This is a genomic window from Georgenia satyanarayanai, assembly GCF_900116375.1.
Lineage (GTDB): Bacteria > Actinomycetota > Actinomycetes > Actinomycetales > Actinomycetaceae > Oceanitalea > Oceanitalea nanhaiensis.
This window is the reverse complement of record NZ_UETB01000007.1, coordinates 119,481-135,102: the sequence shown is the minus strand read 5'-3', so window position 1 is coordinate 135,102 and position 15,622 is coordinate 119,481. Positions and strand designations below refer to the sequence as shown.

Annotated in this window: 12 protein-coding genes; 10 read left to right on the top strand and 2 right to left on the bottom strand. The window is 74.2% G+C overall.

The genetic code is table 11. The features are described from left to right. The first annotated feature begins 88 nt into the window (after nt 1-88). From DSZ44_RS11065 to DSZ44_RS11040, 6 genes are all read left to right on the top strand, one after another. Nucleotides 89-1,351, top strand: a complete 1,263-nt coding sequence (locus DSZ44_RS11065; RefSeq protein ID WP_110852688.1) for a nucleotide sugar dehydrogenase — start codon at nt 89-91, stop codon at nt 1,349-1,351. Then, the gene (locus DSZ44_RS11060; RefSeq protein ID WP_110852687.1) at nt 1,348-2,241 is read left to right on the top strand and encodes an ABC transporter permease; all 894 of its coding nucleotides are present in this window, start codon (nt 1,348-1,350) and stop codon (nt 2,239-2,241) included. The genes DSZ44_RS11065 and DSZ44_RS11060 overlap by 4 nt, the downstream gene beginning before the upstream one ends. Further along, a complete protein-coding gene (locus DSZ44_RS11055) occupies nt 2,228-3,232 on the top strand; it encodes an ABC transporter ATP-binding protein (RefSeq protein ID WP_110852686.1) in 1,005 nt (334 codons plus the stop codon). The genes DSZ44_RS11060 and DSZ44_RS11055 overlap by 14 nt, the downstream gene beginning before the upstream one ends. Next, a complete protein-coding gene (locus tag DSZ44_RS11050) occupies nt 3,229-4,353 on the top strand; it encodes a glycosyltransferase (protein ID WP_110852685.1) in 1,125 nt (374 codons plus the stop codon). The genes DSZ44_RS11055 and DSZ44_RS11050 overlap by 4 nt, the downstream gene beginning before the upstream one ends. 147 nt (nt 4,354-4,500) lie before the next feature. Beyond that, nucleotides 4,501-6,105 (top strand): ThuA domain-containing protein, encoded by a 1,605-nt coding sequence (locus DSZ44_RS11045; RefSeq protein ID WP_110852684.1) that lies wholly within the window; start codon nt 4,501-4,503, stop codon nt 6,103-6,105. A 65-nt stretch (nt 6,106-6,170) separates the two neighbouring features. After that, a complete protein-coding gene (locus DSZ44_RS11040; protein WP_110852683.1) occupies nt 6,171-7,286 on the top strand; it encodes a COG1470 family protein in 1,116 nt (371 codons plus the stop codon). Here DSZ44_RS11040 and DSZ44_RS11035 read toward each other — a convergent pair. Both DSZ44_RS11035 and DSZ44_RS11030 read right to left on the bottom strand, forming a co-directional pair. Further along, nucleotides 7,279-8,067: a glycosyltransferase family 2 protein gene (locus DSZ44_RS11035; protein WP_220035168.1), complete on the bottom strand. Its 789-nt coding sequence runs from the start codon at nt 8,065-8,067 to the stop codon at nt 7,279-7,281. The two genes, DSZ44_RS11040 and DSZ44_RS11035, sit on opposite strands and share 8 nt — an antisense overlap. Beyond that, complete coding sequence (locus DSZ44_RS11030; protein WP_110852682.1) at nt 8,061-8,909, bottom strand: TIGR03089 family protein; 849 nt, start codon at nt 8,907-8,909, stop codon at nt 8,061-8,063. Before DSZ44_RS11030 ends, DSZ44_RS11035 begins: the two co-directional genes overlap by 7 nt. Nucleotides 8,910-9,076: 167 nt before the next feature. Between DSZ44_RS11030 and DSZ44_RS11025 the strand changes: the two genes are divergently transcribed. The 4 genes from DSZ44_RS11025 to DSZ44_RS18290 all read left to right on the top strand — a co-directional run bounded on the left by DSZ44_RS11025 (nt 9,077) and on the right by DSZ44_RS18290 (nt 15,617). Beyond that, a complete protein-coding gene (locus tag DSZ44_RS11025; RefSeq protein ID WP_110852725.1) occupies nt 9,077-10,243 on the top strand; it encodes an AI-2E family transporter in 1,167 nt (388 codons plus the stop codon). A gap of 143 nt (nt 10,244-10,386) precedes the next feature. After that, complete coding sequence (locus DSZ44_RS11020; protein ID WP_110852681.1) at nt 10,387-10,704, top strand: WhiB family transcriptional regulator; 318 nt, start codon at nt 10,387-10,389, stop codon at nt 10,702-10,704. A 6-nt stretch (nt 10,705-10,710) separates the two neighbouring features. Then, nucleotides 10,711-14,055: a glycosyltransferase gene (locus DSZ44_RS11015; protein WP_110852680.1), complete on the top strand. Its 3,345-nt coding sequence runs from the start codon at nt 10,711-10,713 to the stop codon at nt 14,053-14,055. Beyond that, a complete protein-coding gene (locus DSZ44_RS18290) occupies nt 14,052-15,617 on the top strand; it encodes a DUF5719 family protein (RefSeq protein ID WP_181424613.1) in 1,566 nt (521 codons plus the stop codon). Before DSZ44_RS11015 ends, DSZ44_RS18290 begins: the two co-directional genes overlap by 4 nt. Nucleotides 15,618-15,622 lie beyond the last annotated feature (5 nt).

The following is a 15,622-nucleotide window of genomic DNA, read 5'->3' as shown; positions in this document are numbered from 1 at the left end:
CAGATCGGCACACGCGGGTGACCCGCGGCGTGCCACGGTGCGGGCGGCAGGTTCGCTCCGGAACGTGCGAGACGACTTGGAGTTGCACATGACCGTGGACCTTGCCGTTGTGGGGCTGGGGTACGTGGGGTTGCCGCTGGTGTTCGAGGCGGTCCACGCCGGGATGTCGGTGCGTGGTTACGACGTCAACCGGGGTGTGGTGGACGGGCTCAACGGGGGCGTGTCGCACATCGACGACCTGTCCGACGAGCAGGTCGCCGACCTCGTCTCGCGCGGCTTCGCCGCGACGACCGACGCGTCGGTGCTGGCCGAGGCGAAGCACATCGTCATCTGCGTGCCCACCCCGCTGGCCGAGGACGGTGGCCCGGACCTGGGCCCGGTGCGGGCCGCGGTGGGCGACATCGCCCGTCACCTCCAGCCGGGGCAGGTCGTGGTGCTGGAGTCCACGACGTACCCCGGGACGACCGAGGAGATCGTGCAGCCGTTGCTCGAGGCCGGTGGCCTCAAGGCCGGCACCGACTTCCACCTGGCGTTCTCCCCCGAGCGCATCGACCCGGGCAACGAGAAGTTCGGCGCGAAGAACACCCCGAAGGTCGTGGGTGGGGTGAGCCCGGAGTCGACCGAGGCTGCGGCCGCGTTCTACGGGCGGGTGGTGGACACGGTGGTGCGCACCAAGGGCACCCGCGAGGCCGAGATGGCCAAGCTGCTGGAGAACACCTACCGCCACATCAACATCGCGCTGGTCAACGAGATGGCCCGGTTCTGCCACGAGCTGGACATCGACCTGTGGGACGTCATCGACGCGGCGAAGACCAAGCCCTTCGGCTTCCAGGCCTTCTACCCCGGCCCGGGCGTGGGGGGCCACTGCATCCCGATCGACCCGAACTACCTGTCCTACAACGTGCGGGCGCGCCTGGGCTACCCCTTCCGGTTCGTCGAGCTCGCGCAGGAGATCAACGCGACGATGCCGTCCTACGTCGTCAAGCGGGCGCAGGACATCCTCAACGAGGACGGCAAGGCGATGAAGGGGGCGACCGTGCTCCTGCTCGGTGTCACCTACAAGCCGAACATCGCCGACCAGCGTGAGTCGCCGGCCGTGCCGGTGGCCAAGCACCTGCGCGAGAAGGGTGCCGCGGTGGTGTTCCACGACCCGCACGTGGAGCAGTGGCGCACCAACGGCTCGGTGACCGAGCGTGTGGCCGACCTGGACGAGGCGATCGCGAACGCGGACCTCGTCATGCTCCTGCAGCACCACCGCGACTACGACATCGAGGCGCTGGCCGGCGCGTCCAAGCGCTTCTTCGACACGCGCGGCGTCGCCGCCGAGAGCCCGACGGTCCAGCGTCTGTGACGGCACCCGCACCGGCGACAGGGGGGGACTCCCCCCTGTCGCCGGACGCCGCGGCGCAGGTCGCCGCCAAGTACGGACTCGAGCGAGGCGGGGTCCGGCCCCGACTGGGGCGCTACCTCAAGCAGACGTGGGCGCAGCGCCGCTTCCTGTGGACGCTGTCCTCCGCGCAGTCCTACGCGCGGAACCAGGACAACTACCTCGGCCAGCTGTGGGGCGTGCTCAACCCACTCCTCCTCGCCGGCGCGTACTTCCTCATCTTCGGTCAGCTGCTGGACCTCAAGGACGGCGTCGACAACTACGTCGGCTTCCTCGTCATCGGCCTGCTCGTCTTCATGTACAGCGCCGGCACGATGACCTCGGCGTCGAAGGCCATCTCGGGGAACCTCAGCCTCGTCCGGTCGCTGCGTTTCCCACGCGCCGTGCTGCCGCTGTCGGTGACGCTGACGGAGTTCATCGCCTTCCTGCCATCCGTGGCCGTCATCCTCGTCCTCGTCCTCGTGACGGGGGAGCCGCTCACCGTCCACTGGCTGCTCTTCCCCGTGGCGATGCTCCTCATCCTCGCGATCAACGCGGGCATCTCGCTCATCGTCGCGCGGATCGTCCACAGCTCGCGGGACCTGCGCAACCTCATCACCCTCGTGGTGCGGCTGCTGCGCTACGTCTCCGGCGTCTTCTTCAGCATCACCGCCTTCGCCGGCCACGGCCTGGTGGGGACGGTCATGCTCTACCAGCCCTTCGCCGTCGTCCTCGACATCGTCCGCCAGTCCCTGCTGTCGGGCACGCCCTTCAACGCGACGACGTGGTACGTGGCGCTCGGGTGGGCGATCGTCCTCCCGGTCGTCGGGTTCATCTTCTTCTGGCGGGCAGAGGCGACCTATGGCCGTAACTGACGAGCGCGTCCCCTCCCTCATCTCCTCGCACGTCGACGTCATCTACCGCGTCTACGGGGCGAAGAAGATGGGCACCGTGAGCGGGGCGCCGGGCAACGCGAGCCTCAAGCGCCTCCTCAAGGGCCGCGGGTCCATCGGTGGCGTGCGTGAGGTGCACGCGGTCAAGGACGTCTCCTTCGTCGCCTACCACGGCGAGTCCATCGGCATCGTCGGACGCAACGGCTCGGGCAAGAGCACACTGCTGCGCGCGCTGGCAGGCCTGATCCCGCCCACCAACGGGGAGATCTACACGGCCGGCACGCCGGCCCTGCTCGGGGTCAACGCCGTGCTCATGCGCGAGCTGAGCGGCGAGCGCAACGTCATGATCGGCGGCCAGGCGCTCGGGCTCACGCCCAAGCAGGTGCGCGAGAAGATGGACGACATCGTCTCCTTCGCCGGGGTCGAGGACTACATCGACCTGCCGATGAAGGCCTACTCCTCGGGCATGGCGGCACGCTTGCGCTTCGCGATCTCCACGGCGGCGGTGCCCGACATCCTCATGATCGACGAGGCCCTCGCCACCGGTGACGCCGAGTTCCAGGCGCGCAGCCGCGAGCGGGTGGCCGAGATCCGCGAGGCGGCGGGGACCGTGTTCCTCGTCAGCCACAGCGACTCCACCGTCCGTGCCATGTGCGACCGCGCCCTGTGGCTCGACAAGGGCCGCCTCGTCATGGACGGCCCGGCGAACGAGGTCTGCGACGCCTACCAGGCGGCCCGGTCCAAGACAAGTCCGAAGAAGGCGGGAGCCAAGAAGCCCGCCCCCAAGGCCCCGGCCACGAAGACCCCCGCTGGGGCGTCGGCACCTGCTGCCGAGAAGTCCGCGGCCACCAAGCCCGCACCGGCCGACAAGCCGGCATCGGCCGAGAATCCGTCACCGGCCGAGAACCCCGCGCCGGCCGAGAAGCCCGCGCCGGACGCCGGCACCACCTCGGCGGAGGACGCCCCGCGATGACGTCGCAGCGGCCGTCGGTCCTGGTGGTCACGGTCGTGCACCACCCGCAGGACGCGCGCATCCGCCACCGGCAGGTCCCGGCACTGCTCGCAGCCGGGTGGGACGTCACCTACGCCGCCCCGTTCAGGGGCTACGACCTTCCGGTGCCGCCGGACGCGACGCACGGTGCGGGCCGCCTGCACTGCGTCGACGTGCCCCGGGCGACCGGTCGACGCCGGCTCCGCGCCCTCCGGGACGCCCGCCGTCTCGTGCGCGGGCTGGGCAGGGCGCACGACGTCGTCCTCGTCCACGACCCCGAGCTCCTCCTCGCCGTTCCCCGCTCGCTGCGCCCCAGAGCCGTGTGGGACGTCCATGAGGACACCGCCGCCGCGGTCGTGGCCAAGCCCTGGCTGCCCCGTCCCGCCCGTGCCGTGGCCGCCGGCCTGGTGCGCCGCGCGGAGCGGTGGGCGGAGCGACGCCTCACGCTCCTGCTCGCCGAGTACGGCTACCGGAAGCGCTTCACCCGCGAGCACGTCGTCGTGCCGAACACGGTGCCGGTGCCCGCCGACGCCCCGGTGCCCGGGACCGACCGGGCGGTCTACCTCGGGAGCATCACCCTCGAGCGCGGCGCGCTGGAGGTGGTCGAGACGGGCCGCCTCCTCCGGGAACGCACCGCCGGCGCCCTGACCACCCACGTGGTCGGGCCCGCGCACGGCCCCGCCGAGGCGCTCGTCCGGGAGGCGCACGAGCGCGGCGACGTGCACTGGCACGGCTTCGTCCCCAACGACCGTGCCGGCGAGCTCCTCGACGGCGCGCTCGCCGGCCTGTCGCTCCTGCAGGACCTGCCCAACTACCGCCACAGCATGCCGACCAAGGTGCTCGAGTACATGGCTCACGGCGTCCCGGTCGTCACCACCCCGCTGCCGCTGGCCCGTGACGTCGTCACGACGGCGGGTTCCGGCGTCGTCGTCCCCTTCGCGGACCCTGCCGCGGCCGCCGACGCCGTCCTCGCCCTGCGCGCGGCGCCGGGGCGTGCGGCCGACCTGGGCGCGGCGGGACGAAGGGCCGCGCGCGAGCGCTACGACTGGGCCACCGTCAGCGACGACTTCGTCGCAGCCCTCCGCGGCGCCGCTCGCCGCTGAGGCGTCACCCGTCTTCGGTCAGCCCGTGGACAGAACGTTGACGCACGGGTCACCACATCAGTAGTGTGACGAACGCAATAATGTCGTTGCGCGAAACTTAATGACGAGCCTCGGGCAGCGGCAACCCGCCCACACGAAAGGTCTGCAATGAAGCAGAACGTCTCACGAGTACGCGCGGCGGTCATCACCGCCGCAGTCGCCCTGGGAGCAGGTGTCGTCGCCCCGTCAGCGACGGCCGACACTCCCGGCGAGGAGCCCGCCGAGGACTACCAGGTGCTGGTGGTCGGCAAGACGCTCGGGTTCCGCCACTCCCACATCGTCCCGACCACCAACGCCCTCATCGCGCTCGGCGAGGAGCACGGCTTCGACGTCGACGTCTGGGACCCCGCACAGTCGGACCTCACCCTCGAGTCGACCCCGTTCACCTCGGCCGAGGACCTGTCGAAGTACTCCGCGATCATCTTCAACTCCCCGGTCGACGGCACGAACAACATGGACCCGGCCCGCCCCCGGCTGCTCGACGACGCCGAGGTCGCCGCCTTCCAGGGGTACATCCGTGGCGGCGGCGGCTTCGTGGGCCTGCACGCCGCGACGGACACCCTCCACACGGTGCCCTGGTACAGCGAGCTGACCGGTGGCGGCGCCCGGTTCCGCAACCACCCGCAGCAGCAGCAGGCGACGATGCGCGTGGAGAACCCGGCGCACCCCTCGACCGACGGTCTGCCCGTGGAGTGGTCCCGCTTCGACGAGTGGTACAACTACACCGTCAACCCCCGCGAGGACGTCCACGTCCTCATGACGCTCGACGAGTCCACCTACAACCCGGGATTCGGTGCGATGGGTGAGGACCACCCGATCGCCTGGTGCCAGAACTTCGAGGGTGGCCGCTCCTGGTACAGCGGCGCCGGCCACACCGACGCGTCGTGGCAGGACCCGCTGTGGCTCGGCCACGTGCTCTCCGGCATCGAGTGGTCGGCCGGCCTCGTCTCCGGCGGTGGCGACTGCGTGACCTTCCCCGAGGTCGAGGCGATCATCGCCGGCGACACCGCCGGGGACGCCGACGCCAAGGCGGCCATCGCGGCGCTCCTCGCCTCCGCCAAGGGTGCGGCGGCCGGGGGCGACCACGACGGCGCGCTGGCCTCGCTCCTCCAGGCCCGCGTCGGGGCCGCGGACGCGGGTGTCGCCGGCCTCGAGGACAAGGTCGAGGACCTCATCGTGTGGCAGCGCGCGCTGTCCGGGAGCGGCGGTCCCAGCGACGCCGACGGCATCCCGGTGGACGTCTCGATCGTCGACAAGCCCGGTTCCCTCACCCTCACCGTCGGCGACTACGGCGACGGCGTGGAGCTCACGCCCGCGGGCGAGCGCCCGGACCGCTGGCGCTACACCGGTGACCTGCCGACGGTGACCGTCACCGACGCCCGCAACGCCGAGCAGGCGGGGGGCGGGGGATGGGTCGCGTCCGGCCAGTCCTCGGACTTCGTGTCGGACTCCGACGTCATCGGGGCCGAGCACCTCGGCTGGATCCCCCGTGTGCTGAGCCCACGTGAGGGCGTCAGCGCCGGACCGGCCCAGGCCACCGCGGTCGACGGCGGCACCGGACTGTCCACCCCCTCGCGCCTGGCCTCCGCCGCCAACGAGGGTCGTCGCGGCACCGCCGAGCTCGACGCCCGGCTCGTCCTCGACGCGCCGGTCGGTTCCGCCGAGGGTGACTACAGCGCGCGGGTGACCGTCTCGCTGTTCCCGGTCGACTGACCACCCCGCAGGCGGGCGGGGCGGAACCGCCCCGCCCGCCTGCACCGACTCCTACACTTCCGAGGATGACCGTGCTCCGTCTTTCCAGGTTCCTGGCCACCGGTGCGCTCGTCGTCGGCGCCGCCGCCCTGCCCGCCGCGGCCGCGCTCCCGGCGGCGACCGACACCGACGACGCCGCTGCCGGGACGACGTGGGCGCTCGAGCCGGCTGGCGAGGACGGCGCGGACGGCCGGGTCTCGCTGCGTCACGAGATCGAGGCCGGCACCTCGGTCTCGGACTTCGTCGTCGTGACGAACTTCAGCGCGCACGACGCCACCTTCGCGGTCTATGCCAGCGACGGACTCGTCGACGACGACGGGAACTTCGACCTCCTCCCCGCCGAGGCACCGCCGCAGGACGGGGGGAGCTGGGTGGAGATAGGGGAGGTCGACGGCGCGACGCCCCGCGACGGCGGAGGCATCGTGCTGGAGGCGCCGGCCTCCTCGAGCACCGTCGTCCCCGTGGAGATCACCGTCCCGTCCGAGGCGACCCCCGGTGACCACCCGGCCGGTGTGGTCGCCGAGCTCGTGCAGGGCGGGGACACCTCGCTGCAGATGAGCTCGCGCGTCGGGGTCCGGCTCCACCTGCGCGTCGCTGGAGAGGTGCTCGCCGAGGTCACGCCCGAGGTCGAGGCCACCTACTCCCCGTCCTGGAACCCCTTCGCCCCCGGGACGGTCACCGTCGACTACACCGTGGACAACACGGGCAACGTCCGGGTGGGCGCCGACGTCGACGCGACGGTCACCGGGCTCTTCGGAGTCGGTGGCGGGGAGGTCTCCGGCGAGCACCGCGAGGTGCTTCCCGGTCAGAGCGCGGCCGGCACCGGTGAGATCGAGGTCTGGCCGCTGTTCCTCGGGCGCGGCGAGGTCGTCGCGACGCCCCTGGGTGTGGGGGAGGACGAGGTGCCCGCGGTCCTTGAGCCGGGCACGGTGGAGTTCCGGGTGTGGACGGTGCCGTGGTCCCAGCTCGTACTGCTCGCCCTCCTCGTCGCTGCCCCGCTCCTCGTGGTCAGGGCGCGCAGGCGGTCCGCCGCGCGCATCCAGGCACGCATCGACGCCGCGGTCGCCGCGGCGTCCGCAGAGGCGGAGGATGAGGATCCCGCCGCTGAGGGCTCGGACACCGACGCGACTGCCGTCAGATGAGGTACTTGAGCCCAGCCCGCACGGCGTAGTTCCCGAACGCCCACAGCGCTCGCGGGAGGGGCAGCTCCTCGACGTGGCGGTAGATGTGCCAGTTGTACCGCGCCGCGACGAGCTTGTTCGCCGACAGGGAGCCGGTGCGGCCGGCCCGGTAGAGGGCCAGCGGCTCGTCCAGCCCGCGGGCGACGTGCCCGTCGCGGAGGATCGCGAGCATGAGGGCGTAGTCCTGCCGGCGCTCGATCGAGGGCAGCAGCCGCTTGCCGAGGGCCCGGGTGTCGTAGACGGCCGTGAGGAAGCCGATGTAGTCCTGACGCAGCAGGTGGTGGTACTCCAGCCGCAGCGGGGCGCGCACGACCCGCCCGTTCGGCTCGAAGTCGACCGCCTCGCCGGAGAAGTCCGCGTCCACCTTGTAGTAGGCGCTGTAGACGAGGGGGGCGCCGGACACCTCGAGGAGGGCGAGCTGCCGCTCGAGCTTGGTCGGCAGCCACAGGTCGTCGCTGTCGAGGAAGGCGATGTAGCGGCCTCGTGCCGCGTCGATCCCCACGTTGCGCGTCGGGCCCGCCCCGCTCGGCCCGTCGTTGCGCAGCACCCGCACGCGGGGGTCGGTGGCCGCGGCGCGCTCCGCGACGGCGTGGGAGTCGTCGCTGGAGGAGTCGTCGACGACGAGGAGCTCCCACTCCTGGACGGTCTGCGCCTGGACCGAGCGGATCCCCGCGCCGACGAAGGCCGCGGCGTCGTGCATCGGCATGATGACCGAGACGAGCGGCGGTGTGGGGCTCAGCACCGCACGGCGGCGCGCTCGGCGGCCTGGATCGTGTCGAAGCGGCTGGAGCCGACGTCCTCGCCGAGGAGCACGAGGGAGCCGCCCGCGCGCCAGGCGGCGACGGCGTGCGCCAGCATCTCGACGTGGTCGCGCGGCGCGCACAGGACGCGCGGACGCTCCTCGTCGCGGTGGCAGGCCGGGGTCTGCTCCCGGCACCACTCGGCGAGCTCGCCGTAGGGCACCGGCCCCCCGGTCGAGCCAGCGACCTCGGGACCCGAGAGCGCGGCGTCACCGGCGCCGGGCTCCTGGACGAGGCCGAGGTGGTCGCCGTAGGTCATGAGGGCCGCAGCGGCGTCGACGGCGCCCGCGGGGATCGGCTCCTCGACGTGCATGGCGAGCGCCGGCAGCGCGACGACGAGCACGAGACCCGCGCTCGGCGCGCCGGACGGTCGGGAGGTCACCGCGATGTCCGGCTCCTCGGCCGTCTCGTCCGGCACGAAGACCGACTCGTCGTCGTCCAGCGGGTCCTCGTCCTCGTCCAGGTCACGCAGCTCGGGCTCGTCGTCGGTGTCGTCGCCGGAGACGTCGTCCTCCTCCGCCGGGAGCACGAGCTCACCACCGGCGCACCACGTCGCCATCGCCCACACGAGGGCGCGCCAGTGCACGGGCACGTCGAGGAGCACCCGCGAGCCGGGCGCGACCTCCCCCTCCTCCACGAGGAGGTTGGTGGCCTTGGTGACCCAGTTGGCCAGGACGCGGCCGGACAGCTCGACGCGCTCGTCGTCCGGGCCGTACCAGGTCAGGCGGGGCTGGTTGGGCTCGTCCCCGGTGAGGAGGTCGAGCACCTTCGTCGCGATGCTCATGACCTGAGCGTAGTCTGCGGCGCGCCTGCGGCGGGAGGGCGGCCGGGCTCCGGCGTCGTTAGGCTGTGCGGACCTTGGTCGGCGGCTGTGAGGGTGCCTCGCGCGAGGGGCTCGCGCCCACCGCCGGTACCCTCGTGGCCGCCGGCACCACCCACGGGAGGGGCACCATGAGTCCACTGAGCCGACGGTCGCGTGACACCGCGCGCGTCGCTGACGCCGTCGAGCACGTCGAGGAGCCGGAGCCGGCCGGGCGCGCCGCCCCGGGCCTGTGGTCCGACGGCTTCGGCCGGGTCGGCACCCGCTCCCTGCAGGTGCTGGCCGTCACCGCGGTCCTCGCCGTCCTCGTGTTCGTGCTCACCCGGCTGACGCTCGTCGTCATCCCGGTGCTCATCGCGCTCGTCCTCTCCGCCGCGATCTCCCCGCTCGTCTCCTTCCTGCGGCGCAAGGGCCTGCCGTCCCTCCTCGCGACGTGGATCGCGCTCGTCGCGATCATCGCCGTGCTCGGTGGTGTGGTCTGGCTGGTGACCCTCGCCGTCGTGGACCAGTGGGACGAGCTGCGCGACCAGGCGCTGGAGGGCTTCGCCGAGCTCCAGGAGTACGTGCAGGGGCTGCCCTTCGAGATCACCCAGGAGCAGATCGACTCGGCTCAGGAGTCCGTCGCGGGCCTGCTGCAGTCCAGCGCCGTCGGCTCGGGCGCGATCGCCGGCGCCTCGCAGACGGTCGACTTCATCGCCGGCTTCTTCATCATGATCGTCGTGCTGTTCTTCTTCCTCAAGGACGGCCCGAAGCTCTGGGAGTTCCTCCTGCGCCCCTTCGAGGGCCACCGCTACCGGCGGGGCCAGCGCGTGGGGGACGCGACGGTCCGCACGCTCGGTGGGTACGTGCGGGGCACGGCGATCATCGCGGCGGTCGACGCCGTCGCCATCGGCATCGGCCTGGCGATCGTCGGCGTGCCGCTGGCGATCCCGCTGTCGGTGGTCGTGTTCCTCGGCGCGTTCGTGCCGCTCGTCGGCGCGACCATCGCCGGCATCTTCGCGGCGCTCGTCGCCCTCGTCGCCGTGGGACCGGTGGAGGCGCTCGTCGTCGTCGCGATCGTCGTCGGCGTCAACCAGCTCGAGGGGGACCTCCTCCAGCCGATCGTCATGGGTAGAACCTTGAGCCTGCACCCCCTCGTCATCCTCGTGGCGCTCACCGCCGGCACCGTCCTCGCCGGCCTCACCGGGGCGGTGCTGGCCGTGCCCGTGACCGCCTCGATCTGGCGGGCGATCCAGGTCTGGGACGGCCCGGACCTTCCCGCCCGCTTCGCGCGGAAGAAGCGCGAGGAGTCCGTCTAACGCGCTCGGTGAGGCCGGTGGGACGCGTGTGACCCGGCGACGGCGTGAATAAGCCCTCATAGCACCGTTCCGCTTGACGGAAGGCGTATGACACGCGTGTAATTCATCGAAGGGCAAGTGACCGGTCGACGATGGGAAGAGCAGTGTGGAACATTCTCGGTGATGGTCCGCTGACGACCGGAGTCACGGCGGCCGCCCCGCAGCAGGGACTGTACGCCCTGGACGAGGTGTCGGACGAGGGTCTGCTCGGGTGGCAGGAGCGTGCGCTGTGCGCGCAGACCGACCCCGAGGCCTTCTTCCCGGAGAAGGGCGGCTCCACCCGCGAGGCCAAGCGTGTGTGCACCTCGTGCGACGTCCGCGCCGAGTGCCTGGAGTACGCCCTCGCCAACGACGAGCGCTTCGGCATCTGGGGCGGCCTCTCGGAGCGGGAGCGTCGCAAGCTCAAGCGCCGGGCTGTCTGATGCTTGATGTCGGCCACTGACGCCGGCGCCGCCACGACGCTCGCCGTCGTGGTGAGCCCCGGCGTCTCGCCGTACCTGCCGCGGACGCTGCGGGGCCTGGCGGAGCAGACGCGCCCGGTCGGGACCGTCCTCGTCGTCGACACCAGCGCCCCGGGCCGCGAGGTGGGCACGGGCGTGCCGGTCCACGAGGCGATCGACGCCGCCGGGCTGCGTGAGGTGTCCACCGTGCGGGTGCTCCAGGTCCCTGCGCCTCGCACCTTCGGGGCGGCCGTGCGGGCCGCGCTCGCCGAGCACGGGCAGGAGGGGCAGGCGGCGCCCTGGCTGTGGCTCCTCCACGACGACTCCGCACCCGAGCCCCGGGCCCACGCCGAGCTGCTCCGTGCGGGGGAGTCCGGCCCGTCCGTCGCGATCGCCGGTCCCAAGCAGCGTGACTGGGCACAGCCCGACCTCCTCCTCGAGGCCGGCGTCCGGGCGACGGCCACCGGCCGGCGCGTCCCGGACATCGAGGACGGCGAGATCGACCAGGGGCAGCACGACGCCCGCGAGGACGTGCTCGCCGTCGGGACCGCCGGCGCGCTCGTCCGGCGCACGTTCTGGGACGAGCTCGGCGGGCCCGACCCCGCCCTGGGCCCCTTCGGTGACGGCCTGGACCTGTCGCAGCGCGCCTGGCTCGCCGGCCACCGCGTCGTCGTCGTCCCCGGCGCCGTCGTCCACCACGCGCGGGCCTCCTACCAGGGTCTGCGTGACCTCTCCTCCGCGCGGCCCGACCCGCAGACCGTGCCGGACCCGCGCCGCTCCTTCGCCGCGCGCCGCCGCTCCCAGCTCTTCGTGTGGCTCACCACGACCCCCTGGTACTGGGTGCCCCTCGTCGTCCTCGCGATCCTCGCGCTGGCACCGGTCCGGGCGCTGTGGCGCGTGGCGACCAAGGAGATCGGGCTCGTGGCCGCCGAGATGCGCGCCGCGGCCGAGGTGCTGGCCCGGCCGGCGGCCGTGTGGCGTGCCCGGCGGCGCCACCGGGCCACGCGCCGGGTGCCGCTGCGCTACCTGCGGCCGCTGCGCGCCTCCTGGCGCGACGTCGCCCGCGCCAAGCGCAACGAGCGCCGGTCCCAGGCGGCGGGGCGCGCGCACCGCGTGGCGCCGAGCGAGCTGGAGATCCGTGAGCGCGCCGCCCTCGCCCGGCAGCGTCGCGGCACCCTCGCCCTGGTGCTCCTCGGCCTCACCACCGTCGCGCTCGTCGCCCTCGCGCCGCTCCTCACCGCTGGGGCGCTGCGGGGCGGCGCCCTCGCTCCGCTCGACGCGGCCGCCCGCGAGCTGTGGCGCACCGCCACCTCGGCATGGGTCCCCGCGGGCCTCGGCCACGCCGGCCCGGCCGACCCGCTGCTCACCGTGCTCGCCGTCGCCGCGCTCCCGCTCGGCGGCGCCGGCGGCAACGTCCTCACGACGGCGGTGCTCCTCCTCGCCGTCCCGCTCGCCGGCCTCGGTGCCTGGTTCGCCGCCGGCGCCGCCACCCGCTCGGTGCTCCTGCGCGCCTGGGCGGCTGTCGTGTGGGCACTCGCCCCCGCACTGCTCGTCGGGCTCGGACAGGGCCGCCTCGGCGCCGTCCTCGCGCACCTCGCCCTCCCGTGGGCCGCCCTCGGTGTCGCCCGCGCCGTGGGCGTGCACCGCCGCGACGTCATCGTCTCCGGCCTCGCCGACGCGAGGCGCAGCGACGACGGCGACGACGAGCCCGCCGCCGGGCCGCTCCCCGCGGCAGCGGCCCCGGAGGCGGTCGCTCCCACCGCCGCCGGGTCCATCTCCGCCGCGGCCGGCGGTGGCCTGGCGCTCGCCGTCGCGTGCGCCGGTGCGCCCGTGCTCCTGCCGGCGGCGGTGGTCGTCCTCGTCCTCCTCGCGCTCGTCGTGCCGCGCCACCGGCGCCTGCTCGCGCTCGTCGTCGTCCCCCCGCTCCTTCTCCTCGGCCCGCTGCTGACCGCGGCTCTCGGCACCCTGCCCGACGGCGGCTGGCGGCTGCTCGTCGCCGACCCGGGGGTGCCCCTCGCGTCCGACGCCGGAGCCGCCTGGCTCGCCGCCCTCGGCTGGCCCCTCGCGCTGCCCGGGCTGGCCGGCCTCGGGGAGCCCTGGCTCACCGTCGTCGCGCTGGCGGGCGGCGCCGCCGTGGCCCTCGTCGCGGTGCTCGCGCTGCTGCGCGGGACCGGCCGCGCGCGGGCGGTGCGCGCCGGCTGGGTCGCCGTCGTCGTCGGCCTCGCGACGGCGCTCCTGTCCACCCGCACCCCGGTGGCCGTGGGACGCGACCTGGCCGGTGAGGCCCAGGTCGTCCACGGCTGGGCGGGGGCCGGGACCTCCCTCGCCCTCCTCGGGCTGCTCGTCGCCACGACGGCGGGTGGGGACGGACTGCGGGAGTGGCTCACCGAGCGCAGCTTCGGCTGGCGCCAGCTCTCCGCGGGCGTCGTCACCGCCGTCATGGTTCTCGGTCCGCTCGTCACCGCGGGTGCCTGGCTCGCCACGGTCGTCGACCAGCGGGGCCAGGAGGGGCCGCTCCTCGCGCTCGAGGGCCGGGAGGCACCCCCCGTCCCCGCCCTCGCCCGCGAGCTCCAGACCGGCCCCGAACGCGCGCGCGTGCTCGCGCTGAGCGCCGAGGGCGAGACCGTCCGGGCGGAGGTGTGGCGCCACGCCGGCCCCCAGCTGAGCGAGACCTCCACAGCGGTCGCCGCGCGAGGCCTCACCTCCGCCGGAGCGCCCGCCGCGCCCGACGACGCCACCGCAGAGCTGTACGAGCTCGTCGCCGAGCTCGCCACCGGCACCACGGACGCGGCCGGCGAGCAGCTCGGGCGTCTCGCCGTCGGCGTCGTCCTCGTCCCGCCCGTCACGGACGCCGACGACGCGACCACCCGCCAGGACCTCATCGCCCGGCTCGACGCGACCGCCGGGCTGGAACGGGTGACGGAGAACGACTCCGGGGTCATCTGGCGTACCTCCCGGTCCACGGGCGCCGCCGGTGCGGCGCAGTCCGTGGCCCGTGCCCGCGTGGTGTCCGCGGAGGGGCAGGTCCTCGCCACCGTGCCCGCGCGTCCCGTCGGCGCGAGCGGCCGCGTCGCCGCGGGGGAGGAGGGCCGCCTCGTCGTCCTCGCCGAGCGCGCCGACACCGCCTGGCGCGCCACCTACAACGGCAGGTCCCTGCGCGCGACCACGGACGGCTGGCGGCAGGCCTTCGAGCTGCCCGCCCACACCGGCCGCCTCGAGATCAGCTACGAGCCGGCGTGGCTCACGCCGTGGCGCGTCGCGCAGGCCGTGGGCCTGGGGCTCACCGTGCTGCTCGCGCTACCGGTGCGCCGCCGTCGGGAGGAGACGACATGAGCGCCCCCACGAGCCGCCGGGTCCTGCGCCGGGTGAGCACCGCCGTCTCCGGAGCCGTGCTGCTCGCCGCGGCTGCCGGCGTGGCGCTCGAGGGCAAGACCCTCCCCGTGGACGCCGCCGCGGTCCGGGACGTCGTCGTCCCGGTCGACGCCGCCCGCGTCGCCCAGGTCTGTCCCGGCCCGCCGCGGCTCGCTACCGCCGTGGACGGTGAGGACCTCGGCTACGACGAGTTCGACCCGGAGGGCTCGGGCACGAGCACGGTGCTCGACGTCGTCACGCTCGCCCGCGGCGAGGACGAGCCGCCGGGCGCCCTGCGCCTGCGGCCGAGCCTCGGCGCCCCTGCCGGGGAGGAGGTCTCCCTCGCCGGCAGTGCCCGCCTGGCGCAGCTCACCGACGCCGGTGAGGCCACCGTCCTGGAGGCGGACCCTGTCGAGGACGCCGTGGCGCTCGCCGCGGGGACCAGCGTGGCCGTGACCGGGTCCGGGGACCTGCGCGGCCTGGCGGCCACCTCCTGCCAGACCCCGTCCACCTCGGCGTGGCTCGTCGGCGGCTCCACCCAGCCCGGGGACTCCGCCCAGCTCGTCCTGTCGAACGTCGGACAGACCCCGGCGTCCGTCACGCTCGCCGGGTGGGGCAGCACCGGGGCACTGGACCTGTCGACCGCCGGCACGGTCCTCGTCCCGGCGGGCGGTCAGCGCATCGTCCTGCTGGAGGCCCTGGCCGCCGACCCGAGGGTCGCGATCCACGTCGCCGCGGCCGGGGGTGAGGTGACCGCGCTCGTCCAGGACAGCCGGCTGCGGGGCCTGGTCCCCGGCGGCACCGATCTCGTCGCCCCGTCGGTCCCGCCCGCCGAGACCGTCGTCGTCCCCGGTATCTTCCTGGGCGAGACCTCCGGGGAGGAGGCGGATGCGCCCGCCGTGCGCGTCGTCAACCCCGGCGAGGAGACCGCGACGGTCAGCCTCGAGCTGCTCGGGGCCGACGGTCCCGAGCCCGTCCCCGGTGCCGAGGACCTCGTGCTCGATCCGGGTGCCGTCGTCGACGTCTCCCTCACCGGGATCCCGGGGGGCCCGTGGTCGGCGGTCGTGAGCGCCGACCGCCCCGTCACCGCGGCCGCCGTGACGACGACCGTCGGCACCGCGAGCGAGGAGGACCCCGGCACCGCGCCGGTCGACCGGGCCTGGTCCCCGGCGGTGCCCGCCCTCGCCTCCGGCGTCGTCGCCGTCCCCGGTGACGCCGTCACCTCCAGGTACCTCGTCCTGGCCAACCCCGCCGACGGCGACGTCGAGGTCGAGCTCGTCCCCGTCCTGCGCGACGGCACCCGTGGCGCACCGGTGACCCGCACGCTCGGCGCCCGCACGACTCTGCGCGAGGACGTCGCGGCACTCGCCGACGGGGAGGTGGCCGCGCTCCAGGTGCGGGCGGCCGACGGCGCCGTCCACGGCGGGGTCATGCTCACGGCGGCCGCGCCGGACGGCAGCCTCATGTCCTTCGTGCCGCTGTCCGAGGACGCCCGGACGGCCAGTGCCGTCCCCCTCGCCCCGGCCCCGCGCCCGCTGGGCTGAGCCCG

What these genes read in the sequence shown, in the direction of transcription:
- DSZ44_RS11065 (WP_110852688.1), top strand. Translation starts at nt 89, where the DNA reads ATGACCGTGGACCTTGCCGTTGTGGGGCTGGGGTACGTGGGGTTGCCG.
- DSZ44_RS11055 (WP_110852686.1), top strand. Translation starts at nt 2,228, where the DNA reads ATGGCCGTAACTGACGAGCGCGTCCCCTCCCTCATCTCCTCGCACGTC.
- DSZ44_RS11050 (WP_110852685.1), top strand. Translation starts at nt 3,229, where the DNA reads ATGACGTCGCAGCGGCCGTCGGTCCTGGTGGTCACGGTCGTGCACCAC.
- DSZ44_RS11045 (WP_110852684.1), top strand. Translation starts at nt 4,501, where the DNA reads ATGAAGCAGAACGTCTCACGAGTACGCGCGGCGGTCATCACCGCCGCA.
- DSZ44_RS11040 (WP_110852683.1), top strand. Translation starts at nt 6,171, where the DNA reads ATGACCGTGCTCCGTCTTTCCAGGTTCCTGGCCACCGGTGCGCTCGTC.
- DSZ44_RS11030 (WP_110852682.1), bottom strand. Translation starts at nt 8,909, where the DNA reads ATGAGCATCGCGACGAAGGTGCTCGACCTCCTCACCGGGGACGAGCCC.
- DSZ44_RS11025 (WP_110852725.1), top strand. Translation starts at nt 9,077, where the DNA reads ATGAGTCCACTGAGCCGACGGTCGCGTGACACCGCGCGCGTCGCTGAC.
- DSZ44_RS11015 (WP_110852680.1), top strand. Translation starts at nt 10,711, where the DNA reads ATGTCGGCCACTGACGCCGGCGCCGCCACGACGCTCGCCGTCGTGGTG.
- DSZ44_RS18290 (WP_181424613.1), top strand. Translation starts at nt 14,052, where the DNA reads ATGAGCGCCCCCACGAGCCGCCGGGTCCTGCGCCGGGTGAGCACCGCC.